Below are 19,812 nucleotides of genomic sequence, written 5' to 3' on the forward strand. Positions count from 1 at the left end.
TGTCCGGCAATGGTCCGCAACGAGGAGGACGCATGACGGCGACGACGAGCGCCACGGAGCAGTTCCGCACCGCCCGGGACTTCCTGCTCACGCACCGGGAGGACTACGCCACCGCGTACGAGGGCTTCGTCTGGCCCCGGCCGGAGTTCTTCAACTGGGCGCTCGACTGGTTCGACGTCATCGCGCGCGGCAATGACAGGATCGCGCTGCACATCGTCGAGGAGGACGGGCAGCGCACCCGCCTCACGTTCGCGGAGCTGTCGGCCCGCTCCAACCAGGCCGCCAACTGGCTGCGCGCCCAGGGCGTAGGCCCCGGCGACCGCATCCTCGTCATGCTCGGCAACCAGGTGGAGCTGTGGGAGACGGCCCTCGCCGCGATGAAGCTGCGGGCCGTCGTCATCCCCGCCACACCCCTCCTCGGCCCTGCCGACCTGCGGGACCGCGTCGACCGCGGCACCGTGCGGCACGTCATCGTCCGGGCCGGGGACACGGCGAAGTTCGACGACGTGCCGGGGGACTACACGCGGATCGCCGTCGGCGGCGGCGCCTCCGGCTGGGTCTCGTACGAGGACGCCTACGACGCCTCCGCGTCCTTCGAGCCCGACGGCGTCACCCGCGCCGACGACACCCTCATGCTGTACTTCACCTCCGGCACGACCGCCCGCCCCAAACTGGTCGAGCACACCCACGTGTCGTACCCGGTCGGCCACCTGGCGACCATGTACTGGATCGGGCTGAAGCCGGGCGACGTCCACCTCAACATCTCCTCGCCCGGCTGGGCCAAGCACGCCTGGTCCAACCTCTTCGCCCCGTGGAACGCGGAGGCTACCGTCTTCATCCACAACTACACGCGCTTCGACGCGGGCCGACTGATGGCCGAGATGGACGAGGCCGGCGTCACCAGCTTCTGCGCGCCGCCCACCGTGTGGCGCATGCTCATCCAGGCCGACCTCGGGCAGCTGCGTACGCCGCCGCGCGAGGCCGTCGCCGCCGGAGAGCCGCTCAACCCCGAGGTCATCGAGCAGGTGCGGCGCGAGTGGGGCGTCACCATCCGCGACGGATTCGGACAGACCGAGACGGCCGTGCAGGTGTCCAACAGCCCGGGGCAGCCGCTGAAGACGGGCTCCATGGGACGGCCGAGCCCCGGCTTCAAGGTCGAGCTGCTCGACCCCGTCACCGGCGCGCCAGGTGCCGACGAGGGCGAGATCGCACTCGACCTGTCGGCCCGCCCTGTGGGCCTCATGACCGGCTACCACGGCGACCCTGAGCGCACCGCCGAGGCCATGGGCGGCGGCTACTACCGCACCGGCGACATCGGCTCCCGCGACGCCGACGGCTACATCACCTACGTCGGACGGGCCGACGACGTCTTCAAGGCGTCCGACTACAAGATCTCCCCGTTCGAGCTGGAGAGCGCGCTCCTCGAGCACGAGGCGGTCGTCGAGGCGGCCGTCGTGCCCGCCCCCGACCCGCTGCGGCTGGCCGTACCGAAGGCGTACGTCGTCCTCGCCGACGGATACACGCCGGGACCGGACACCGCGAAGCTGCTCTTCGAGCACTCGCGCACCGTCCTCGCGCCCTACAAGCGCATCCGCCGCCTGGAGTTCGCGGACCTCCCCAAGACGGTGTCGGGCAAGATCCGCCGCATCGAACTGCGCGAACGCACCGCGGCCGGCTCCGCCGACGAGTACCGCGAGGAGGACTTCCGGTGACCGGACTGTCGTACGCGCACGGCACGAGCACGACACCGCTCCTCGGCGACACCATCGGCGCCAACCTCGACCGCGCGATCGCCGCGTACCCCGACCGGGACGCGCTGGTGGACGTCCCCTCGGGACGCCGCTGGACGTATGCCGAGTTCGGCGCCGCGGTCGACGAGGTGGCCCGCGGACTGCTCGCGAAGAGCGTGGCGAAAGGCGACCGGGTGGGCATCTGGGCGGTCAACTGCCCGGAGTGGGTGCTCGTCCAGTACGCCACCGCCCGCATCGGCGCGATCATGGTGAACATCAACCCGGCCTACCGGGCCCACGAGCTGGAGTACGTGCTCAGGCAGGCCGGGATCTCCCTCCTCATCGCCTCGACCGGCCACAAGACCAGCGACTACCGCGCCCTCGTCGACCAGGTCCGCGAGAACTGCCCCGCCCTCCACGAGACGGTCTACATCGGCGACCCGACCTGGGACGCGCTCACGGCGGCCGCCGCCTCGGTGACCGACCAGCAACTCGCCGAGCACGCCGCCGAGTTGAGCTGTGACGATCCCGTCAACATCCAGTACACCTCGGGCACCACCGGCTTCCCGAAGGGTGCCACGCTCTCCCATCACAACATCCTCAACAACGGCCACTGGGTGGGCCGCACCATCGGCTACACCGAACAGGACCGCGTGTGCCTGCCCGTGCCCTTCTACCACTGTTTTGGCATGGTCATGGGAAACCTGGCGGCCACATCCCACGGCGCCTGCATCGTGATCCCGGCGCCGTCCTTCGACCCCGCGGCCACCCTCCACGCCGTCGAGCAGGAGCGCTGCACCTCGCTGTACGGCGTCCCGACGATGTTCATCGCCGAGCTCAACCACGCCGACTTCGCGACGTACGACCTGAGTTCGCTCCGGACCGGGATCATGGCGGGCTCGCCCTGTCCCGTCGAGGTGTTGAAGCGGGTGGTGGCCGAAATGCACATGGAGGAGGTCTCCATCTGCTACGGCATGACCGAGACCTCACCGGTGTCCACGCAGACCCGCCGCGACGACGACCTCGAGCGCCGCACCGGCACGGTCGGCAGGCCGCTGCCGTACATCGAGGTCAAGATCATCGATCCGGTGAGCGGAGTGACGCTGCCGCGCGGTGAGCCGGGCGAGCTGTGCACCCGCGGCTACAGCGTGATGCTCGGCTACTGGAACGAGCCCGAGCGGACGGCGGAGGCCGTCGACTCCGGCCGCTGGATGCACACCGGGGACCTCGCGGTGATGCGCGACGACGGCTACGTCCAGATCGTCGGGCGCATCAAGGACATGATCATCCGGGGTGGCGAGAACATCTACCCACGTGAGATCGAGGAGTTCCTCTACGGCCACCCCAAGATCGCCGACGTCCAGGTGGTGGGCGTCCCCGACGAGCGGTACGGCGAGGAGGTCCTGGCCTGCGTCATCCCCCGCGACCCCGCCGACCCGCTCACGCTCGACGAACTCCGCGCGTACTGCCACGAACAGCTCGCCCACTACAAGATCCCCAGCCGCCTCCGCATCCTCGAATCCTTCCCCATGACGGTGAGCGGGAAGGTGCGGAAGATCGAGCTGAGGGAGGGGTACGGCGCGTAGTGTCCGGCCTGCCGTCAGACGGGCCTGCGCATGCACACCCGCGGCCACCGGTCGAGGCCGTACTCGGCCTCCGCGGCGCGGATCTTCCGTAAGCCCGGGGTGAGTTCGGCCTCCTCGAGGATCCGGAAGCCCAGGCGTGCGTAGTAGGGCGCGTTCCAGGGGACGTCGGCGAAGGTGCTGAGGGTGAGGGCCGGCAGGCCTTCGGTGCGGGCCCGTTCGGCGGTGTGCTCGATGAGCAGCCGGCCGATCCCGCGGCGTGCCGCGCGGGGATGCACGGAGACCTGCTCGATGTACTCGGCGCCGTCGACGGTCGCGCTGAGCAGATACGCGACGGGGTCGCCGTCGCCCTCGCCGTCGACGGCCACCCAGGCGCGCCCGGCCCGCCGGAAACGTTCCAGCATTTCCACGGCGGGCGGCTCGTCGTCGGCGACGGCGGCCATGTCCAGCGCACGGAAGGGTTCGCCGGCGGCGCGCTCGATGTCCTGGAGGAGGGGCAGCTCGGCGGGTGCGGCGAGGCGGATGCGCATGGGACGAGTATGCGGGTGCCCGGGAATCCGCGCCCCCGCATCGGCGGCTTTCCGGCGGACCCGGAGGACGGACTCAGCGGGCGGGCTGGTCCTCGGGCCGCGGGGTACCGGTGCAGCGGCCTCGGGCCGTGGCGCTGGTCACGGCGGCTCCGCCTGCCGCCGCGTACCGCTCGGGCTACGCCCCCGCCGAATACAGCTCGTCCGCCCGGCTGTTGACCGGCTGCGGGGTCCCCGTGAGGTCGACGACGAACAGGGGGACGCCCAGTTCGTCGGCGCGGACTCGGGCGTCGGCCACGTAACCCGACAGTGAGAAGTAGACGGACAGTGCGGACTCGGCCGTACCCGTGAGCCAGAGGCACTCCACGTCGCGCAGCGTCGCAGGCCGCAGGGACGGCTCCACCTGGGCGACGAGTCCCGTGGCGACGAGCCCGATCCCGGACGAGGTGCGATGCTCGGCGCTGCGGATGTCGCGGTAGCCGAGCCAGCGCAGATACAGGGCGACGGCGGTGATCGCGTCGCGTGCGGAGCGGATCGTGACCGGCTGGAACGCCGGGCGCGGTGACGAGGAGGTGCGCGGCAGCGGGATGTGGACGGGGAGCGACGGCGCCGGCCGGCCGTGCGTCGTGGCCCCTTCCGCCACGGGGATCCTGAGCACCGTCCCGCACGCGCATCCCAGCTCCGGCTGCGGCCATTCGTCCTTGCGGCCGCACGCCTCGCACTGCACGCTCACCCAGTCGTCGGCCCAGGTCCGGTGGGTGACGGGCTGTGGGGCCGAGCGCGCCATGGGCGGCTGGACGGGCGCGCCGCATGTGCACGGATACGACGGCGGTGCGTAGAGCTGCTCGCGGCGGCAGACGGGGCACCGCACCGGCACGCTCTCGGCCATGACCCACTCCAGAACAGAACTCGCGACGGAACGCAGGAACGCCCTCCCATGGTCCTCCAACCACCCCCGCTGTGACAGCCGGTCGGACGAGTTCGCGCCATGCAGTACCCCGCTGGATGCCGCCCTGGAGCCGTCTCTTGACGCTCCCGGCACTGCCACCTACATTGCATTCCACATAACAGAATATTATTTCCGCTATGTGGAATAGGAGCGTAGACGGCGTCAGTGGCCGCGGAAGAACACTCTTCAGGCCACTCTTCAGGCCACTCTTCGCTGGGCGCGACGGGAGTCCGAATCCCACAGCCGGATCAGGAGTACTCAATGGCTCGAATGACCGCTGCCCGCGCGGCAGTTGAGATCCTCAAGCGCGAGAGCGTGACCCATGCGTTCGGCGTGCCGGGTGCCGCCATCAACCCCTTCTACAAGGCGCTGAAGGAGGCCGGCGGCATCCACCACACCCTCGCCCGCCATGTCGAGGGCGCGTCGCACATGGCGGAGGGATACACCCGTACCCGCCCCGGCAACATCGGCGTGTGCATCGGTACGTCGGGTCCGGCGGGCACCGACATGATCACCGGTCTCTACTCCGCCACCGGTGACTCGATCCCGATCCTGTGCATCACCGGCCAGGCGCCGACGGCCGTGATCCACAAGGAGGACTTCCAGGCCGTCGACATCGCCGCGATCGCCACGCCGGTCACCAAGACGGCCGTCACCGTCCTCGAGGCCGGGCAGGTCCCCGGCGTCTTCCAGCAGGCCTTCCATCTGATGCGCTCCGGCCGTCCCGGTCCGGTCCTCATCGATCTGCCCATCGATGTCCAGCTGACGGAGATCGAGTTCGACCCGGACACGTACGAGCCGCTGCCGGTCTACAAGCCGTCCGCGACCCGCGCCCAGATCGAGAAGGCGCTCACGCTGCTGAGCGCATCGGAGCGCCCGCTCATCGTCGCGGGCGGGGGTGTCATCAACGCTGACGCCTGCGAACTGCTCGTGGAATTCGCTGAGTTGACGGGCATCCCCGTCGTCCCCACGCTCATGGGCTGGGGTGCCATCCCCGACGACCACGAACTCAACGCCGGCATGGTCGGCCTGCAGACCTCGCATCGCTACGGCAACGCGAGCTTCCTGGAGTCCGACTTCGTGCTCGGCATCGGCAACCGCTGGGCCAACCGCCACACCGGCAGGCTGGACGTCTACACGCGCGGCCGCACGTTCGTACACGTCGACATCGAGCCCACCCAGATCGGCAGGATCTTCGCCCCGGACTACGGCATCGCCTCCGATGCCGGGGCCGCACTGGAGCTGTTCGTGGAGGCGGCCCGGGAGTCGAAGGCGGCGGGCAGGCTGCCCGACTACTCCGCCTGGGCGGATTCCGTGCGGGGGCAGAAGGCCACCCTCCGGCGCCGTACGCACTTCGACGACATCCCGATCAAGCCGCAGCGCGTCTACGAGGAGATGAACAGGGCGTTCGGGCCCGAGGCCCGGTACGTCACCAGCATCGGTCTCTCGCAGATCGCGGGCGCCCAGATGCTGCACGTCTACCGGCCGCGGCACTGGATCAACTGCGGCCAGGCGGGCCCGCTCGGCTGGACGGTCCCGGCGGCGCTCGGCGTGGCCACCGCCGACCCGGACGCCCAGGTCGTCGCGCTCTCCGGCGACTACGACTTCCAGTTCATGATCGAGGAGCTGGCGGTCGGCGCGCAGCACCGGATCCCGTACGTCCACGTCCTGGTGAACAACTCCTACCTCGGGCTGATCCGCCAGGCGCAGCGCGGCCTCGGCATCGACTTCCAGGTGAACCTGGAGTTCGAGAACCTCAACTCTCCCGAGCTCGGCGTCTACGGCGTCGACCATGTGAAGGTCGCCGAGGGGCTCGGCTGCAAGGCGATCCGGGTCACCGACCCGAACGAGCTGGGCGCCGCCTTCGAGGAGGCCAGGAAGCTCGCGGCCGAGCACCGGGTGCCGGTCGTCGTCGAGGCGATCCTGGAGCGGGTCACCGACATCTCGATGTCCACGACCGCGGACATCAGCGATGTGGTCGAGTTCGAGGAGATCGCCACGGAGCCGTGGCATGCGCCCACTTCGGTCTGACCGAGGCCGAGTGCCGAGGCCGAGTGCCGAGGTCGAGTGCCGAGGTCGAGTGCCGGAGGAGCCGACGCCGAGCGTCGAGGCCGAGAGCCGATAGGCGAAGAGGGGGAGTCGAGGCCCGCCGCCCCCGTGCCGGCGGGCCTCGTGTGCTCAGGTTCTGCCCAACGGTGGCCGGATGCGAAGCCCCCGGGGCCGAGTTCAGAGGAAGACTTGAGGTTTCCGTAGTCGGAGTACGTCGGCCACCTACGCGTGCCGGCGTACGCGCGCGGACGCCGAGTCCGGTTGATGGCCCGAACCCGGCGCCGTATAAGGCAAGTTGAGAGTGTAGAGCGAGCGATGGGATCCGGGCCGCGGCGGCGCCTGGGCGCGACGGGACAGTTGTCGGCGCCGGCCACGGCCCGGAGACTCGGGGTGGCTCAGACCTCGGGGCGGCTCAGACCTCGGCGCCCGAAAGGCGCTCGACGCCGCGCAGCAGCGCCGAGTGGTCGAGGCCGCCGTCGCCCTGCGCGCGCAGCGCGGCGACGAGCTGGGCGACCAGTGCCGCGGCGGGCAGCGCTGCACCGACGGCACGGGCCGCGTCGGTGACGATGCCCATGTCCTTGTGGTGCAGGTCGATGCGGAAGCCGGGCCTGAAGTCCCGGTTCAGGAAGTTGTCCTTCTTACGGGTCAGGACCGTCGAGCCGGCCAGGCCCCCGTTCAGGACCTCGAGCGCCGCCTTGAGGTCCACGCCGGACTTCTCCAGGAAGACCACGGCCTCAGCGCAGGCCTGGATGTTGACGGCGACGATCAGCTGGTTCGCGGCCTTCACCGTCTGGCCGGAGCCGTGCGGGCCGCACAGCACGACCGTCTTTCCGAGGGTCTCGAAGATGGGCCTGGCCTCCTCGAAGTCGGCCTGCTCACCGCCGACCATGATGGACAGTACGGCCTCTACCGCGCCCGCCTCGCCGCCGGAGACGGGGGCGTCCAGTACGCGGATGCCCTTGTCCGCCGCGGCCTTGGCGAGGTCGATGGACGTCCCGGGGGTGATCGAGGACATGTCGATCAGGAGGGTGCCGGGCCGTGCGTTCTCCAGGATGCCGCCCTGGCCGTAGGCGACGGCTTCGACCTGCGGCGAGGCGGGCACCATCGTGATCACGACATCGGCGTCCCGGACGGCCTCGGCGATCGAGCCGGCCGCGGTGCCGCCCGCGGCGGTGAGCCGGTCGAGCTTCTCCTGCTCCAGCGTGTAGCCGGTGACCGGGTATCCGGCCTTGATCAGGTTCTCGGACATGGGGGAGCCCATGATGCCGAGGCCGATCCATGCCACGTTGGGCAGCTTGCCGGGGAGGTTGTCGCTCATGAGGGTGCCTCCTCTGAGAGCCGTGCTAGGTCGATGAGTTGCCGAAGGGCGTCGCGCGCAGAGCAGTCAGCGCGCGGCACGCGCCTCGGCGGGCAGCCAGTCGAACGCCTCGGCGCTCGGGCGGTCGCCCGGCTTGTACTCCAGGCCGATCCAGCCGTCGTACCCCGCCTTCCGGAGCCCTCCGATGAGCTCCTCCAGCGGCAGCGAACCGGTACCGGGGGCGCCGCGGCCCGGGTTGTCGGCGATCTGCACGTGGCCGGTCTTCGCCGTGTACTGCTCGATGACCGAGGGCAGGTCCTCGCCGTTCATGGACAGGTGGTACAGGTCCATGAGGAAGCGGGCGTTGCCGAGGCCGGTCGCCTCGTTGACCCTGTCGACGACCTCGACGGCGGCCGGGGCGCTCACCAGCGGATAGTGGGGTGACTCCGGCTTGTTGAGGGTCTCGATCAGCAGGATCGCGCCGATCCGGTCGGCGGCGCGGGCGGCCAGCGCCAGGTTTTTGAGGGCGAGTTCGTCCTGGACGGCCGGGTCCAGTCCCTCGACCCGGTTGCCGTAGAGGGCGTTGAGGGCCCTGCAGCCCAGCGACTCGGCGAAGGCGGCCGCCACGTCGATGTTGGCGCGGAACCTCTCCGACTCCTCGCCGGGGATCGACAGCGCGCCGCGGTCGGGGCCGGGCAGCTGCCCGGCGTAGAAGTTCAGGCCGACCAGGTGCACACCCGCGCCCTCGATCGCCTTCTTCAGGGCGTCGAGTTCGGACTGATCGGGCACGGGGGCGTGGGTCCAGGGCCACCACAGCTCGACCGCTGTGAAGCCCGCCGCCGCGGCGGCCGCCGGGCGTTCCAGGAGCGGGAGTTCGGTGAAGAGGATCGACAGGTTGACGTCGAAGCGCTGGTCGGTGGCGGCGGCTGTCTCAGAACCAGGCATGAGCGGTCGAGTTTCCTTCCGTATTGCGGAAGTCTTATTCTGTCTAATGGAAGGCTGCCTGTGGTCGGTGTGACTGTCAAGGCGCCGGCCGGTATGCGGTTCACTCCCGGGCGCCCGCCGACCCCACCGCCCCCCGGCGCAGGGCGAGCCCGGCGGGGGCGACTGCCGAGACCACGGCGAGGACCGCGCAGGCACCCAGGACCGTGCCGATGGCTGCCCACGGCATCTGGATCGAGGTCCACACCGAGAGGAAGCCCAGAGCGCTCCACATGCCAAGGAGGTTGAGGGCGGCGACCAGGAGTCCCAGCACCCCGCCCACGGCCACCACCATCAGAGCCTCGCCACCGACCAGGCGCAGTACCTGCCGGCTGGTGGCTCCTGCCAAGCGCAGTACGGCCAGGTCGCGGACCCGGTCGGACGTCGCCATGACCATCGTGTTGGCCAGCGAGATGCCCGTGTACAGGAGGGCGATGCCGAGGACCAGCAGGAGACCGAGCCGGGTCGTCCGGTTCGTCTCGGGGTAACTCGCTTCGGTCCACTGGTCCTTGGTGAGGACGTGCCCGCCGGAGGCGCGCACCGCGTCGCGCAGCCCGGCGGCCACGGCGGTCGCGTCGGCACCGACCGCGAGGCTGACGTCGACCCGGTCGACCGTTGCGCCCGGGGCGTTGCGCGGGGTGACGTAGACGCCGTTGCCGCCGGTGCCCACGGTCATCACGGCGGCGATCCGCAGCGACTTCCTCGTGCCGTCGCCGAGCCACACTGGCCGACGCGGTCGAGGCGCACACACCCGACATCGCCGTGACGGACGTGCGCATGCCGCCCGGGTTCCAGGACTAGGGACTGCACGCGGCGGTGCGTCTGCGCGAGAAGCGGCCCACGCTGCCCGTCCTGGTCCCCAGCCAGTACGTGCAGCGGACGTACGCCGCCGAACTCCTCGACTCCGGCGACGGATCCGGCGTCGGCTATCTGCTGAAGGACCGCGTGGGCCAGGTCGAGGAGTTCGTGGACGCGCTGCACGAGGTCGCCGACGGCGGGACCGTCGTCGACCCCGAGGTGGTGCGTCAACTGCTGCGCCGCCGCCGCGACCCGCTGGAGCGGCTCACCCCGCGCGAGCGCGAGGTCCTGGCGCTGATCGCCGAGGGAAAGTCGAACGGCGCGATCGCCCGCGAGCTGGTCGTCTCCGAGGCCGCGGTCGGCAAGCACATCAGCAGCATCTTCACCAAGCTCGACCTGCCGCCGACGGACGCGACCCATCGCAGGGTCCTGGCCGTGCTCGCCTACCTGCGGGCGTGACCCCGCCCTCACCCACCCGAGAGGACCGTCAGAGCGCGTCGACGGCGCTCACCTTCCAGCCGTCGGACGTACGGGTCAGAGTCATCCGCACCCGGTTCAGGTCCACGCGGGATCCGGAGACCTGCGTGCTCTGCGTGACCTGGTTGACGAAGAGCAGGACCACGGCCTTGTCCGGTGAGGCGGACACCACGGAGGCCGCCGGGTCCCCGCCGCCCGCGGGCTTGGCGACCGTCGCCTTCACCACGCCCTTGTACTTCTTCGCGGTCGGTCCCACCACCGTCCTGGTGGTCTTCGCGTACTGGTCGAGGAAGGCCCCGGTCAGATGCTTCCGCGCCGCAGCGAAGTCCCGGTCCAGATGCCGGTAGTCGTACGACAGCACGACCGGCGCCGCCTTCCGGGCGGCCGCGAGCGCCTGCGTGCGCGCCTGCTCGGCCTGCCGTCCCTCGCGGTACTGCCACCCGAGCACGCCGACCGCGACGAGACCCGCCACGAGGAGGACGGCGACCACCGCGGTGAGCAGGCTCCGCCGCCGCGCCGTGCGCTCGGCGCCGGGGTCCGCGGTCTCGGCGTCTTCGGCGTCGTCGGCGTCCTCGGACTCCAGGCGCGGCTCCGGCGGATCGTCCCAGCCGTCCGGAGGCTCGATGAGCAGGGTGCGGCCGGCCTGCTGTCCCTCCGGCCGCCGAGGGGGTGCGTCGGAGGCGTCCTCCACCAGGTCCGCGGCCGTGGGCGCCTCGGCCTTGTCCACGGGATCGTGGCCGATGCGCTCCGCGCGCTTGGCGGCCGCACGGGCGGCCGCGGTCAGGCTCCGGCGGGCGGTGGTGCCGGTGCGGCTTCGGGTGGTCGGATTCGCCACGGTTGTTCTCCTCACAGGTCGTACGGGGCGGGCGGCCGGGGGCCGGACGGGATCGCGGTCAGCCGACGAACTCCACGCCGGACGTCAGCCAGCGGCCGTCCACCAGCTTGAGGTCGAGCTGCAGCCGGTAGGTGCGCGATTCGCCGCTCGGCACCGACGCGTTGGTCACCTTGCTGTCGGCGACCACCAGGACCCGGGCCGAGCGCTCGTCGGAGCGCGTGATGCCGGCTTCGAGGACCTGGCCCTCGGACACCGACTTGTTCTGGGCGACCAGCTTGGTCAGCTCCTCGGTCTGCGCCGCGAACTGCTCCTTGAAGTCACCCGTCGCGCTCTTCAGCACGTTCCGGCTGTCCCGGTCGTAGTGCCGGTAGTCGATCGAGGTGAAGTTCAGCGCCGACTGGCGGGCCGCGGCCAGGATGTCCTGGCGCCGCTGCCCGTCCTCGTGCTGCTCGTACAGCTGGACGCTCAGCCAGCCGGTGAGCGCCGTCGTCGCCACGGTCGCCGCGGCGAGTCCCGCGGACCACGCCCGGCCGCGGCCGGTGCCGTCCACGGGTCCGGCTGCCAGCCGCCGGAGGGGACGTATCGCCCGTACGAAGAAGTTGTCTGTCATGCCATCGGTCCGACGAGCAGCCATTGCCACGACTCCTTTCCGAACATGCTCTGTTCGCCGCCCGTCGAGCCGATCTGGACGGCCGTTCCGTCCGGGCCGACCGCGGTGTTGGTCTCCGGGTCGTACGGCGTCACGTACGCCGCCTGGTTGGTGCCGGACGAACCGGCCGACGCGCCGGGCGCGTTCTGTGCGCCGCGTACCGACGTCTTGCTGCCGCGCGGGGCCGTGCAGCGGGCCTTGGTGTTCGCCTTGCGGGTGCTCGTGTCCGAGGGGGCGCGGCGCTGGGTGCCGTATCCCTGGGTGCAGGCGGGCGGGTCGTCGGCATTGAGCACCAGTCCGAAGTGCGTGGTGCCGTCGCCGGGGATGACGGTGTAACTGTCCGCGACCACCACCGGGAAGGTCACCAGGGCCTGCTCCACTCCGGGCAGCCGCGCCACCGTCACCTGGCCGCCGCTGATCAGGTTCGCCAGCAGCACGGGCAGGTCCGTCCGGGTCGACTTCAGCAGCGAGTTGACCTCCTGCGCGGCGGGCGCGCTGTTGCCGATCAGCTTGCGCAGGTCGCCGTCGCTCGCCTTCAGCTGTGCGGTGAACGTGGCCAGGTCGCGGGAGAACGACTTGATGGCCGAGCCCTGGTCGGTCTGCGTCTTGAGGACCTTCCGCGAGTCCTCGATCAGCGAGATCGTCTCCGGGAGGGAGTCGGAGGCCGACTCGACGAGCGCGTTTCCGGAGTCCACAAGCCGGCTCAGCTGCGGTCCCGTGCCCGCGAAGGCCTTGCCCAGCTCGTCGACCGTGACCTTCAGGTCGTCCTTGCCCACCGAGTTGACCAGCCGGTCCAGGCTGAGCACGAGATCCGTGTTGGGCAGCGGCACCCGGGTGTTGTCCCGCGCGATGGTGCTGCCGTTCAGCAGATAGGGACCCGAGTCGCCGCGCGGCTGCAGGTCGACGTACTGCTCGCCCACCGCGGAACGGTTCGCGACGACTGCCAGCGTGTCCGCGGGGATCCGCGTGCCGTCCTCGATGTCGAGACCGACGGAGACCCCGTTGTCGCCGCTCAGCCGCAGATCGCCGACGCGGCCGACCGGAACACCGCGGTAGGTGACCTCGGCGCCCGGGAAGATGCCGCCGGAGTCGGCGAAGTCGGCCCGCACCGTGTAGCCGCGGCCGAGGAGAGTGTCCTGCAGCCCCGTGTACTCGGCGCCGACGTACGACACGCCCACGGCGGTGACCGTGGCGAAGGCGATCAGTTGGGCCTTGACCGTACGTGTCATCACGGCTGTATCCCCTTCAGCATGAGCTCGGCCAGCTCCAGGTCGATCCCCGGGGGCAGGCGGTGTCCGTCGGGCCGGCCGTACCCCGCGTAGTTGCTGGAGCACACCGGAGGACACAGCAGATCGCCGCCGGACGGGGCGGAGGGCGTGGCGGGAGAGGACGGCGTGCCGGGCGTGACCGGGTTCTCCGGCAGCGAGGTGGGCAGCGGGAGGCTCGGCGTGTCCGGCACCGTCGGAAGGTCCGGCGTTCCGGGCTTGCCGGAGCCGCCGTCGCCCTTGCCGGGCTTGTCGGTGAGATTGCCGTAGATGCTCGACAGGTCGAGGTCGGCGGTCACCTTGAGATTGACGTAGTCGCCCTTGATCGCGCCCATCACGTTGCGCGGGAACGGATACGTCGTCAGCAGCTCCAGGGAGTTGGGCAGGTTGTCGCCCGCCTTGTTCAGCTCCTGGAGGATCGGCTGCAGCGCCTTCAGATTGGCGACCGTGTCGTTCCGCGAGGCGTTGATCACCCGCGTGCCGGTCTCTCCCAGCTTCGACAGGGCCGTGAGCATCTTCGTCAGATCGCGCCGCTGGTCGGCGAGCACCTTGAGGGCCGGCGGGATGGTGTCCACGGACTCGGCGATCGTCTGCTTCTCCTGCCGCAGCCGCTCGGCGAGCCGGTCGACGCCCTTGAGCGCGCGGATGATCTCCGCCCGCTGCGAGTCGAGGCCGCCGATGAACGTGTCCAGCTCGGTGAGCAGGGACTTGACTCGGTTCTCCCGGCCCTCCAGGGCCTTGTTGAGCTCCACGGTGATCGTCTTGAGCTGGGCGACACCGCCGCCGTTGAGGAGCGCGGACAGGGCGGACAGCACCTCCTCGATCTCCGGGTTCCGGCCGCTGCGGGACAGCGGGATGCGGTCTCCGTCGCGGAGCCGGCCGATGGGCGCGGTGTCGGGCGGGGCGGACAGCGCCACGTACTTCTCGCCGAGCATGCTGGTCTGCCGCAGCTCGGCGATCGCGTTGCCGGGCAGCTTCACGGAGTCGGCGACCCGCAGCCGCACCCGGGCGTGCCAGCCCACCAGCTCCACCTTCTCGACGGCGCCCACCGTGACGTTGTTGACCTTCACGGCCGACTGCGGCACCAGGTCGAGGACGTCCCGGAACTCGACGGTGACGTGGTAGGCGTGCCCGTCGTCGGCGGCACCGCCGGGCAGCGGGATGTCGTACCAGCCGTTGAACTCGCAGCCGGTCAGCAGCAGCGAACCGACGGCCACCCAGGCGGCCATGCCGCCCTTGCGCAGATGGTTCATGCGCGGGCCTCCAGAATGCCGCCGAGGGTCTTGTCGACGCTGCCCGTGCCGGCCGGCACGGCGGCCCCGGCCTTCGACAGGTCGGGCAGGGAGTCGAAGAGTTTCTTCAGGTCCTGGCAGTCGGGGTTCTTCCCGCCGGCGTCGCCGGTCGTCTTCAGCACCGAGCACAGCAGCGATGCCGGGTCCTGGGGGTGGTCGGGGTTGTTGCGGGTGTCGAGGGTGCCCGCCGACGGATTGCCCGCGTTGTGCAGGTTGTCCAGACCGGCCGGGGCGACCTCCAGCAGTTCCGCGAGGGCGGCTCGCTGGGTGACCAGCACCTTGGTGACCTTGCTGAGGCCCTTCACGCTGGACGTCAGGTCCTTCTTGTTGTTCTTCACGAAGTCGGACACGTCGGCCAGCGCCGTCGCCAGGTTCCGGAGCGCCGCGGCGAGGTCCTTGCGCTCGTCGGCGAGCTGCTGCGCGACCTGGGCGAGGCTGGTGTTGAACGACCGCACGTTCTCGTCGTCCGCCGCCAGCGCGGCCGTGAACACCTGAAGGTTGCGGACGGTGCCGAACAGGTCCTTGCGGCCGTCGGACAGCGTGGTGACGGCCTCCGAGAGGTCTTCGACCATCTGGTGGATGTTCTCGCCCTGCCCGCCCAGGTTGTCGGCACTGACCCCCAGCAGCCGCGACAGCGAACCGTCCTTGTTGGCGCCCTTGGGCCCGAGCGCCTCCGCCGTGGTGTGCAGGCTGTCGAAGATACGGTCCAGCTCGACCGGTACGGCCGTGCGCTCCTCGGGGATGACGGCACCGCTGTGCATCACCGGCCCGCCCCGGTACACCGGCAGCAGCTGGACGTAACGGTCGCTGACGACGGAGGAGTTGATGATGGCGGCCTTGGCGTCGGCCGGCACCTTGCGGCCCTCGTCGTACTCGAGCTCCACCCGGACCCGGTCGCCCTCCGGGGTGATTTTCTTGACCTCGCCGATGCGGACGCCGAGGACGCGGACGTCCGACCCGGGGTAGATGCCGACGGTGCGCGGGAAGTACGCCGTGACCCGGACCGGGTCCGAGCTGGGCCACAGCGCCACGGCGAGCGACGCCACCAGGGCGGCCGCGGTGAGCGCGGCGACCAGGCGGGCCCGGCGGCTCTTCGGGAAGGGGGTGCGCTTCATCGCGATCCTCCCGTCCGCGGGGTGACCGGGCCGGGGGCGACCATGTTCTGGACGTAGCTGTCGAACCAGCGGCCGTTGCCGAGGGTGTTGGTGAACACCCGCACATACGGCGCGAGCAGGGCGACACTGCGGTCCAGGGCGGCCTGGTTGCGTTCCAGCATCCTGACCACCTGGTTCAGGCCCTTGAGCGCGGGCCCGATCTCCTTGCGGTTGTCCTCGACCAGACCGGACAGCTGGACGCCGAGCTCCGCCGAGCTCTTGAGCAGGGTGTGGATGGCCTGTCGGCGCCTGCTGATCTCCTTGAACAATGCGTCTCCGTCCTTGACGAGCGCGGAGAAGTCCTTGGACCGCTCGGCCAGCACCCCCGTCACCCCGTGGGCGTGGTCGAGGAGCTCCTCCAGCGCCTGGTCGCGCGAGGCCACCGTCCGGGAGATCCTCGACAGGCCATCGATGGACGCCCGCACCTCGGCCGGCGAGTCCTTGAAGGTGGCGGAGAGGGTGTCCAGGGCCTTCGCGACCTGCTGGGTGTCGACCTTCTCCGTCGTGGTGGCCAGATCGCTGAACGCCTGCACGACGTCGTACGCCGGCGTGGTGCGGTTCAGCGGGATCTCGCTGCCGGGTCTGAGCTGCCCCGACCCCTTGGGCTCCAGCGCCAGGTACTTCGCGCCGAGGATGGTCTGGACCCGGATGGCCGCGCCGGTCCGGGTGCCGAACTGCGGGTCGCCTTTGACCTTGAAGACCACCTTCACGTGGTCGCCGTCCAGGTCGACCTCCTCGACCTTGCCCACCTTCACGCCGGCGATCCGCACCTCGTCACCCGGCTTCAGGCCGCCCGCCTCCGCGAAGGCCGCGCTGTACGTCTCGCCGTTGCCGATCACCGGGAGGCTGTCGGCGTTGAAGGCGGCGACGGTCAGCAGCCCGAGCGTGGTGAGGCCGACGGCGCCGATCACCACGGGGTTCCGCTCGCGGAAGGGCGTCACGTGGGGGAGCAGACGCAGCCTCCGCTTCGTCGGTGACGTCCTCGCGCTCGGGTTCCTCTTCGTCCGCAGGTTCATCCGCAGGTTCGTCCGCAGTTTCATCCGCCGCACCTCGCCTGCGCGACGTGCATTTCGGGGGTGAGCACCTGCTTGGTCTTCGGCAGCACGATGCGGCCGTCGAAGTCGCAGAGGTAGAAGTTGAACCAGGAGCCGTAACTCGCTGTCCCCGTCAGTGCGTTGAGCTTGTTCGGCAGCCGCTTCAGGACGCCCTCCACGGTCTTCTCGTTCTTGTTCAGGGTTCCGGTGAGGTCGGTCAGCTGGGCGATGTCGTCCTTCAGCGGCGGGCGGGCGTCCTGGAGCAGGCCCGAGGTGGCATCCGCCAGACTGCCGATGTTCACCAGCGACTCACCGATGGGCTTGCGGTCGGCGGCCAGCCCGGAGATGACACGCCGCAGCTGCTTGAGCAGCTCGGAGAAGCGGCTGCCGCGCTTGTCCAGCGTCGCCAGTACGTCGTTGAGGTTGTCGATCACGGAGCCGATCAGCTGGTCGCGGTCGGCGAGCGTCGTGGTGAGCGACGCGGTGTGCGCCAGCAGGCTGTTGACCGTGCCGCCCTCGCCCTGGAGGGTCTTGATGATCTCGGTCGCCAGCTGGTTGACGTCCTTCGGGCTGAGCGCGGCGAACAGCGGCTTGAAGCCGTTCAGCAGCGCGTTGAGGTCCAGCGCGGGCTCGGTCCGCGACAGCGGAATTGTGCCGCCCGGCTTGAGCTGGGTGCCGTCGCCCGCTCCTTCGGTGAGCGCGACGTACCGCTGCCCGACCAGGTTGCGGTAGCGGATGACCGCGCCCGTGCTGGCCAGCAGCGGACGGTCCTCGCTGACCGAGAAGGTGACCTCCGCCAGCGTCCGGTCCTTGATGCGGATGTCCTTCACCTCGCCGACCCGCACACCGGCCACCCGGATGTCGTCGCCCTCCTCCAGGCCGGTGACATCGCTGAACACCGCGCGGTACGTGTGCGTGGGCGTCATGTCGAGGCCGGAGATGGTGGCGGCCAGCAGCGCCGTCGCCAGCACCGTCACGGCCGTGAACAGACCGAACTTGGCCAGCGGCGCAGCCGTCTGCCGGGCCCCTGGGATCCTGCGTCCCGCCGTCATGCCACACTCACCGCCGTTCCCCGGGCCAGGGGGCCGAACAGCAGGGTCGCGACGGGCGGCACCTCGTCGGCCGGCACCCCCATGACGGGGGCCACGAGCGAGCCGACGGCGCGCTGCTCGGCCTCGGTGGCGGACACGGTGAGACCGCCCAGGCCGCCTGCCCCGGAACCCGACGGCTTCGTGCCGTCGTTGAGTTTGACGGGCGGTGCGGGTACCTGGGGGTGGGGCAGGCCTCTGCAGTTCGGGCCCGATCGCTCTGCATAGCGCGGTTCCTCGCCGGGTTCGTACGGGTCTCGTTGACGGACGACTTCGAGGGTGATGTGGAACCTGCCGCCCTTGAAGCTCTCCTCCGCGGCCTTGTCCTGCCGCACGAGGCCTTCGAGGAGGCAGGGGTACTCGGGCGAGTACCGGGCGAACAGCGCCAGCGTGGGGCGGGAGACCCGGCCGAGGGTGATCAGCCGGTCGCCGTTGGCGCCGAGGAAGTCGTCCGCGGTGTGCGCGGCCGTCGCGGTCGAGGTGAGCGCGGCGGCCAGCTGGTTCTGCTTCTCGACGATGGTGCGGCTGGTGGTCACGGTGTTGCGGAGGATCTCCATCAGGTCGGGCGCCGCCTCGCTGTACAGCTCGGCGACGTCGGCGAACCGGGAGATGTCCTCCTTGATGGACGGCATGTGCGGGTTGAGCCGGCGCAGATAGCGGTCGAGGCGGACGACGTTGTCGCCGATCCGGTCGCCGCGGCCCTCCAGGGCGTCCGCGAACGCGGACAGGGTGGCGTTGAGCTCGCCCGGCTTCACGGTGCGCAGCAGCGGCAGCAGGTCGTTCATCAGCTTCTGCAGCTCGATGCCGGCCCGGGTGCGGTCCTGGGTGATGACGTCCCCGGCCTGGATGGGCCGGGCCGTCGAGTGGCGCGGCGGAACCAGGTCGACGTACTTCTCGCCGAACAGCGTCTTGGGCAGCAGCCGCGCCCGCACGTCGGCCGGGATGTACGCGACGTACTTGGGCTTGAGCGCGATGTCGAGCGTTGCCTTCTCGCCGTCTGAGTGCACCGAGCGCACCTCGCCGACCAGCAGGCCGCGCAGCTTGACGTCGGCGCGCGGATCCAGCTGGTTGCCCAGTGTGTCGGCCTGCAGGCTGATCCGTACGACCGAGGTGAACACCTGCTGGTAGACGGCGACGGACAGCGACAGCAGCAGCGCGAGGACGGCGAGGAAGACGATGCCGTACAGGCGCAGTCTCACCGTGCTGCTCACCTTGGCGGCCGCCCTGCGGCGGCTCGCCTTCGGGCTCCGCGTGGGTGCGATGGTCGTCATCGTCCCTACCCCGCAATCCGTACGGTCGTGTTGGCGCCCCAGATGGCCAGCGAGAGGAAGAAGTCCAGGACGTTGATGGCGACGATGGAGGTGCGCACCGCGCGGCCCACCGCGACGCCGACGCCCGCCGGGCCGCCGCTCGCGTGGTAGCCGTAGTAGCAGTGCACCAGGATGATCACGATGGCGAAGACGATCACCTTGCCGAACGACCACAGCACGTCGACGGGCGGCAGGTACTGCTGGAAGTAGTGGTCGTAGGTGCCCGCGGACTGCCCGTAGTAGCCGGTGGTGATGGTCCGGGCGGCGAAGTACGAGGACAGCAGCCCGATCACGTACAGCGGGATCACCGCGACGAAGCCGGCGATCATGCGGGTGGTCACCAGGAACGGCACCGACGGGACACCCATCACCTCCAGTGCGTCCGTCTCCTCGCTGATCCGCATCGCGCCGAGCTGGGCGGTGAATCCGGCCCCCACGGTCGCGGACAGCGCGAGCCCGGCCACCAGCGGTGCGATCTCGCGGGTGTTGAAGTACGCCGACAGGAAGGCCACGAAGTTGGACGTGCCGAGCTGGTTGAGGGCCGCGTAGCCCTGGAGGCCCACCTCGGTGCCGGTGAAGAACGACAGGAAGGCGATGACGCCGACCGTGCCGCCGATCACCGCGAGCGCGCCCCGGCCGAAGCTCACCTCGGCCAGCAGGCGCAGCACCTCCTTCTTGTAGCGGCGCAGGGTGCGGCCGGTCCAGGCGAGCGAGCGCCCGTAGAAGGAGAGCTGGGCGCCCAGCTCCTCCAGGGAGCGCAGCGGACGCTCCACGAGACGGTTGACGAGCGCCAT

16 protein-coding genes and 2 pseudogenes are annotated in these 19,812 nt (G+C 70.4%); 4 read left to right on the forward strand and 14 right to left on the reverse strand.

Annotated elements, in window-relative coordinates; all coding sequences use genetic code 11:
- Window positions 1-32: 32 nt before the first annotated feature.
- Complete coding sequence (locus STSP_RS35485; RefSeq protein WP_067285264.1) at window positions 33-1,712, forward strand: AMP-binding protein; 1,680 nt, start codon at window positions 33-35, stop codon at window positions 1,710-1,712.
- Window positions 1,709-3,316 carry an AMP-binding protein gene (locus STSP_RS35490; RefSeq protein WP_067285268.1) on the forward strand — a complete coding sequence of 536 codons (1,608 nt, stop codon included), beginning with the start codon at window positions 1,709-1,711 and terminating at the stop codon, window positions 3,314-3,316. Before STSP_RS35485 ends, STSP_RS35490 begins: the two co-directional genes overlap by 4 nt.
- A 14-nt stretch (window positions 3,317-3,330) precedes the next feature.
- Here the strand turns inward: STSP_RS35490 and STSP_RS35495 are convergent, their stop codons facing one another.
- Complete coding sequence (locus tag STSP_RS35495) at window positions 3,331-3,843, reverse strand: GNAT family N-acetyltransferase (RefSeq protein WP_067285270.1); 513 nt, start codon at window positions 3,841-3,843, stop codon at window positions 3,331-3,333.
- A 175-nt stretch (window positions 3,844-4,018) separates the two neighbouring features.
- Window positions 4,019-4,729, reverse strand: a complete 711-nt coding sequence (locus tag STSP_RS35500; RefSeq protein ID WP_067285272.1) for a hypothetical protein — start codon at window positions 4,727-4,729, stop codon at window positions 4,019-4,021.
- Window positions 4,730-5,050: 321 nt separating this feature from the next.
- Here STSP_RS35500 and gcl point away from each other — a divergent pair, with 321 nt between their 5' ends.
- The gene (gene gcl / locus STSP_RS35505; protein ID WP_107441495.1) at window positions 5,051-6,820 is read left to right on the forward strand and encodes a glyoxylate carboligase; all 1,770 of its coding nucleotides are present in this window, start codon (window positions 5,051-5,053) and stop codon (window positions 6,818-6,820) included.
- 430 nt (window positions 6,821-7,250) lie between these two features.
- On the opposite strand, the gene STSP_RS35510 is transcribed toward gcl, so the two are convergent.
- From STSP_RS35510 to STSP_RS35520, 3 genes and pseudogenes are all read right to left on the reverse strand, one after another.
- On the reverse strand, window positions 7,251-8,156 hold the full coding sequence (locus STSP_RS35510) for a 2-hydroxy-3-oxopropionate reductase (RefSeq protein WP_067285276.1): 906 nt from the start codon (window positions 8,154-8,156) through the stop codon (window positions 7,251-7,253).
- A 66-nt stretch (window positions 8,157-8,222) separates the two neighbouring features.
- Window positions 8,223-9,080, reverse strand: a complete 858-nt coding sequence (locus tag STSP_RS35515) for a TIM barrel protein (protein WP_067285278.1) — start codon at window positions 9,078-9,080, stop codon at window positions 8,223-8,225.
- A 100-nt stretch (window positions 9,081-9,180) separates the two neighbouring features.
- A pseudogene (locus tag STSP_RS35520) lies at window positions 9,181-9,840 on the reverse strand (FtsX-like permease family protein); the annotation flags it as partial.
- On the opposite strand from STSP_RS35520, the pseudogene STSP_RS35525 reads away from it, so the two are divergent.
- Window positions 9,840-10,373: pseudogene (locus STSP_RS35525) on the forward strand (LuxR C-terminal-related transcriptional regulator); the annotation flags it as partial. The pseudogenes STSP_RS35520 and STSP_RS35525 sit on opposite strands and share 1 nt — an antisense overlap.
- 28 nt (window positions 10,374-10,401) lie before the next feature.
- On the opposite strand, the gene STSP_RS35530 reads toward STSP_RS35525, so the two are convergent.
- The 9 genes from STSP_RS35530 to STSP_RS35570 all read right to left on the reverse strand — a co-directional run bounded on the left by STSP_RS35530 (window position 10,402) and on the right by STSP_RS35570 (window position 19,812).
- A complete protein-coding gene (locus STSP_RS35530; protein WP_067285282.1) occupies window positions 10,402-11,226 on the reverse strand; it encodes a hypothetical protein in 825 nt (274 codons plus the stop codon).
- A gap of 58 nt (window positions 11,227-11,284) precedes the next feature.
- Entirely contained in the window at window positions 11,285-11,836 is a 552-nt protein-coding gene (locus STSP_RS35535) for a hypothetical protein (protein WP_232789931.1), read from the reverse strand.
- Entirely contained in the window at window positions 11,833-13,107 is a 1,275-nt protein-coding gene (locus STSP_RS35540) for an MCE family protein (protein WP_067285284.1), read from the reverse strand. The genes STSP_RS35535 and STSP_RS35540 overlap by 4 nt, the downstream gene beginning before the upstream one ends.
- The gene (locus tag STSP_RS35545) at window positions 13,104-14,393 is read right to left on the reverse strand and encodes an MCE family protein (RefSeq protein ID WP_067285286.1); all 1,290 of its coding nucleotides are present in this window, start codon (window positions 14,391-14,393) and stop codon (window positions 13,104-13,106) included. Before STSP_RS35545 ends, STSP_RS35540 begins: the two co-directional genes overlap by 4 nt.
- The gene (locus tag STSP_RS35550; protein WP_067285288.1) at window positions 14,390-15,547 is read right to left on the reverse strand and encodes an MCE family protein; all 1,158 of its coding nucleotides are present in this window, start codon (window positions 15,545-15,547) and stop codon (window positions 14,390-14,392) included. Before STSP_RS35550 ends, STSP_RS35545 begins: the two co-directional genes overlap by 4 nt.
- Entirely contained in the window at window positions 15,544-16,527 is a 984-nt protein-coding gene (locus tag STSP_RS35555; RefSeq protein WP_067285419.1) for an MCE family protein, read from the reverse strand. The genes STSP_RS35550 and STSP_RS35555 overlap by 4 nt, the downstream gene beginning before the upstream one ends.
- Before the next feature lie 95 nt (window positions 16,528-16,622).
- Window positions 16,623-17,672, reverse strand: a complete 1,050-nt coding sequence (locus STSP_RS35560) for an MCE family protein (protein WP_067285290.1) — start codon at window positions 17,670-17,672, stop codon at window positions 16,623-16,625.
- Window positions 17,669-18,919, reverse strand: a complete 1,251-nt coding sequence (locus tag STSP_RS35565) for an MCE family protein (protein ID WP_067285422.1) — start codon at window positions 18,917-18,919, stop codon at window positions 17,669-17,671. The genes STSP_RS35560 and STSP_RS35565 overlap by 4 nt, the downstream gene beginning before the upstream one ends.
- A 65-nt stretch (window positions 18,920-18,984) precedes the next feature.
- Window positions 18,985-19,812, reverse strand: a complete 828-nt coding sequence (locus STSP_RS35570) for an MlaE family ABC transporter permease (protein WP_067285292.1) — start codon at window positions 19,810-19,812, stop codon at window positions 18,985-18,987.

Source organism: Streptomyces jeddahensis, from assembly GCF_001642995.1.
GTDB lineage: Bacteria > Actinomycetota > Actinomycetes > Streptomycetales > Streptomycetaceae > Streptomyces > Streptomyces jeddahensis.

Coding starts and splice junctions, on each gene's coding strand:
- STSP_RS35560 (WP_067285290.1), bottom strand. CDS start 17,672: ATGACGGCGGGACGCAGGATCCCAGGGGCCCGGCAGACGGCTGCGCCG.
- STSP_RS35550 (WP_067285288.1), bottom strand. CDS start 15,547: ATGAAGCGCACCCCCTTCCCGAAGAGCCGCCGGGCCCGCCTGGTCGCC.
- STSP_RS35485 (WP_067285264.1), top strand. CDS start 33: ATGACGGCGACGACGAGCGCCACGGAGCAGTTCCGCACCGCCCGGGAC.
- STSP_RS35510 (WP_067285276.1), bottom strand. CDS start 8,156: ATGAGCGACAACCTCCCCGGCAAGCTGCCCAACGTGGCATGGATCGGC.
- STSP_RS35570 (WP_067285292.1), bottom strand. CDS start 19,812: ATGGCGCTCGTCAACCGTCTCGTGGAGCGTCCGCTGCGCTCCCTGGAG.
- STSP_RS35495 (WP_067285270.1), bottom strand. CDS start 3,843: ATGCGCATCCGCCTCGCCGCACCCGCCGAGCTGCCCCTCCTCCAGGAC.
- gcl (WP_107441495.1), top strand. CDS start 5,051: ATGGCTCGAATGACCGCTGCCCGCGCGGCAGTTGAGATCCTCAAGCGC.
- STSP_RS35535 (WP_232789931.1), bottom strand. CDS start 11,836: ATGACAGACAACTTCTTCGTACGGGCGATACGTCCCCTCCGGCGGCTG.
- STSP_RS35500 (WP_067285272.1), bottom strand. CDS start 4,729: ATGGCCGAGAGCGTGCCGGTGCGGTGCCCCGTCTGCCGCCGCGAGCAG.
- STSP_RS35515 (WP_067285278.1), bottom strand. CDS start 9,080: ATGCCTGGTTCTGAGACAGCCGCCGCCACCGACCAGCGCTTCGACGTC.
- STSP_RS35545 (WP_067285286.1), bottom strand. CDS start 14,393: ATGAACCATCTGCGCAAGGGCGGCATGGCCGCCTGGGTGGCCGTCGGT.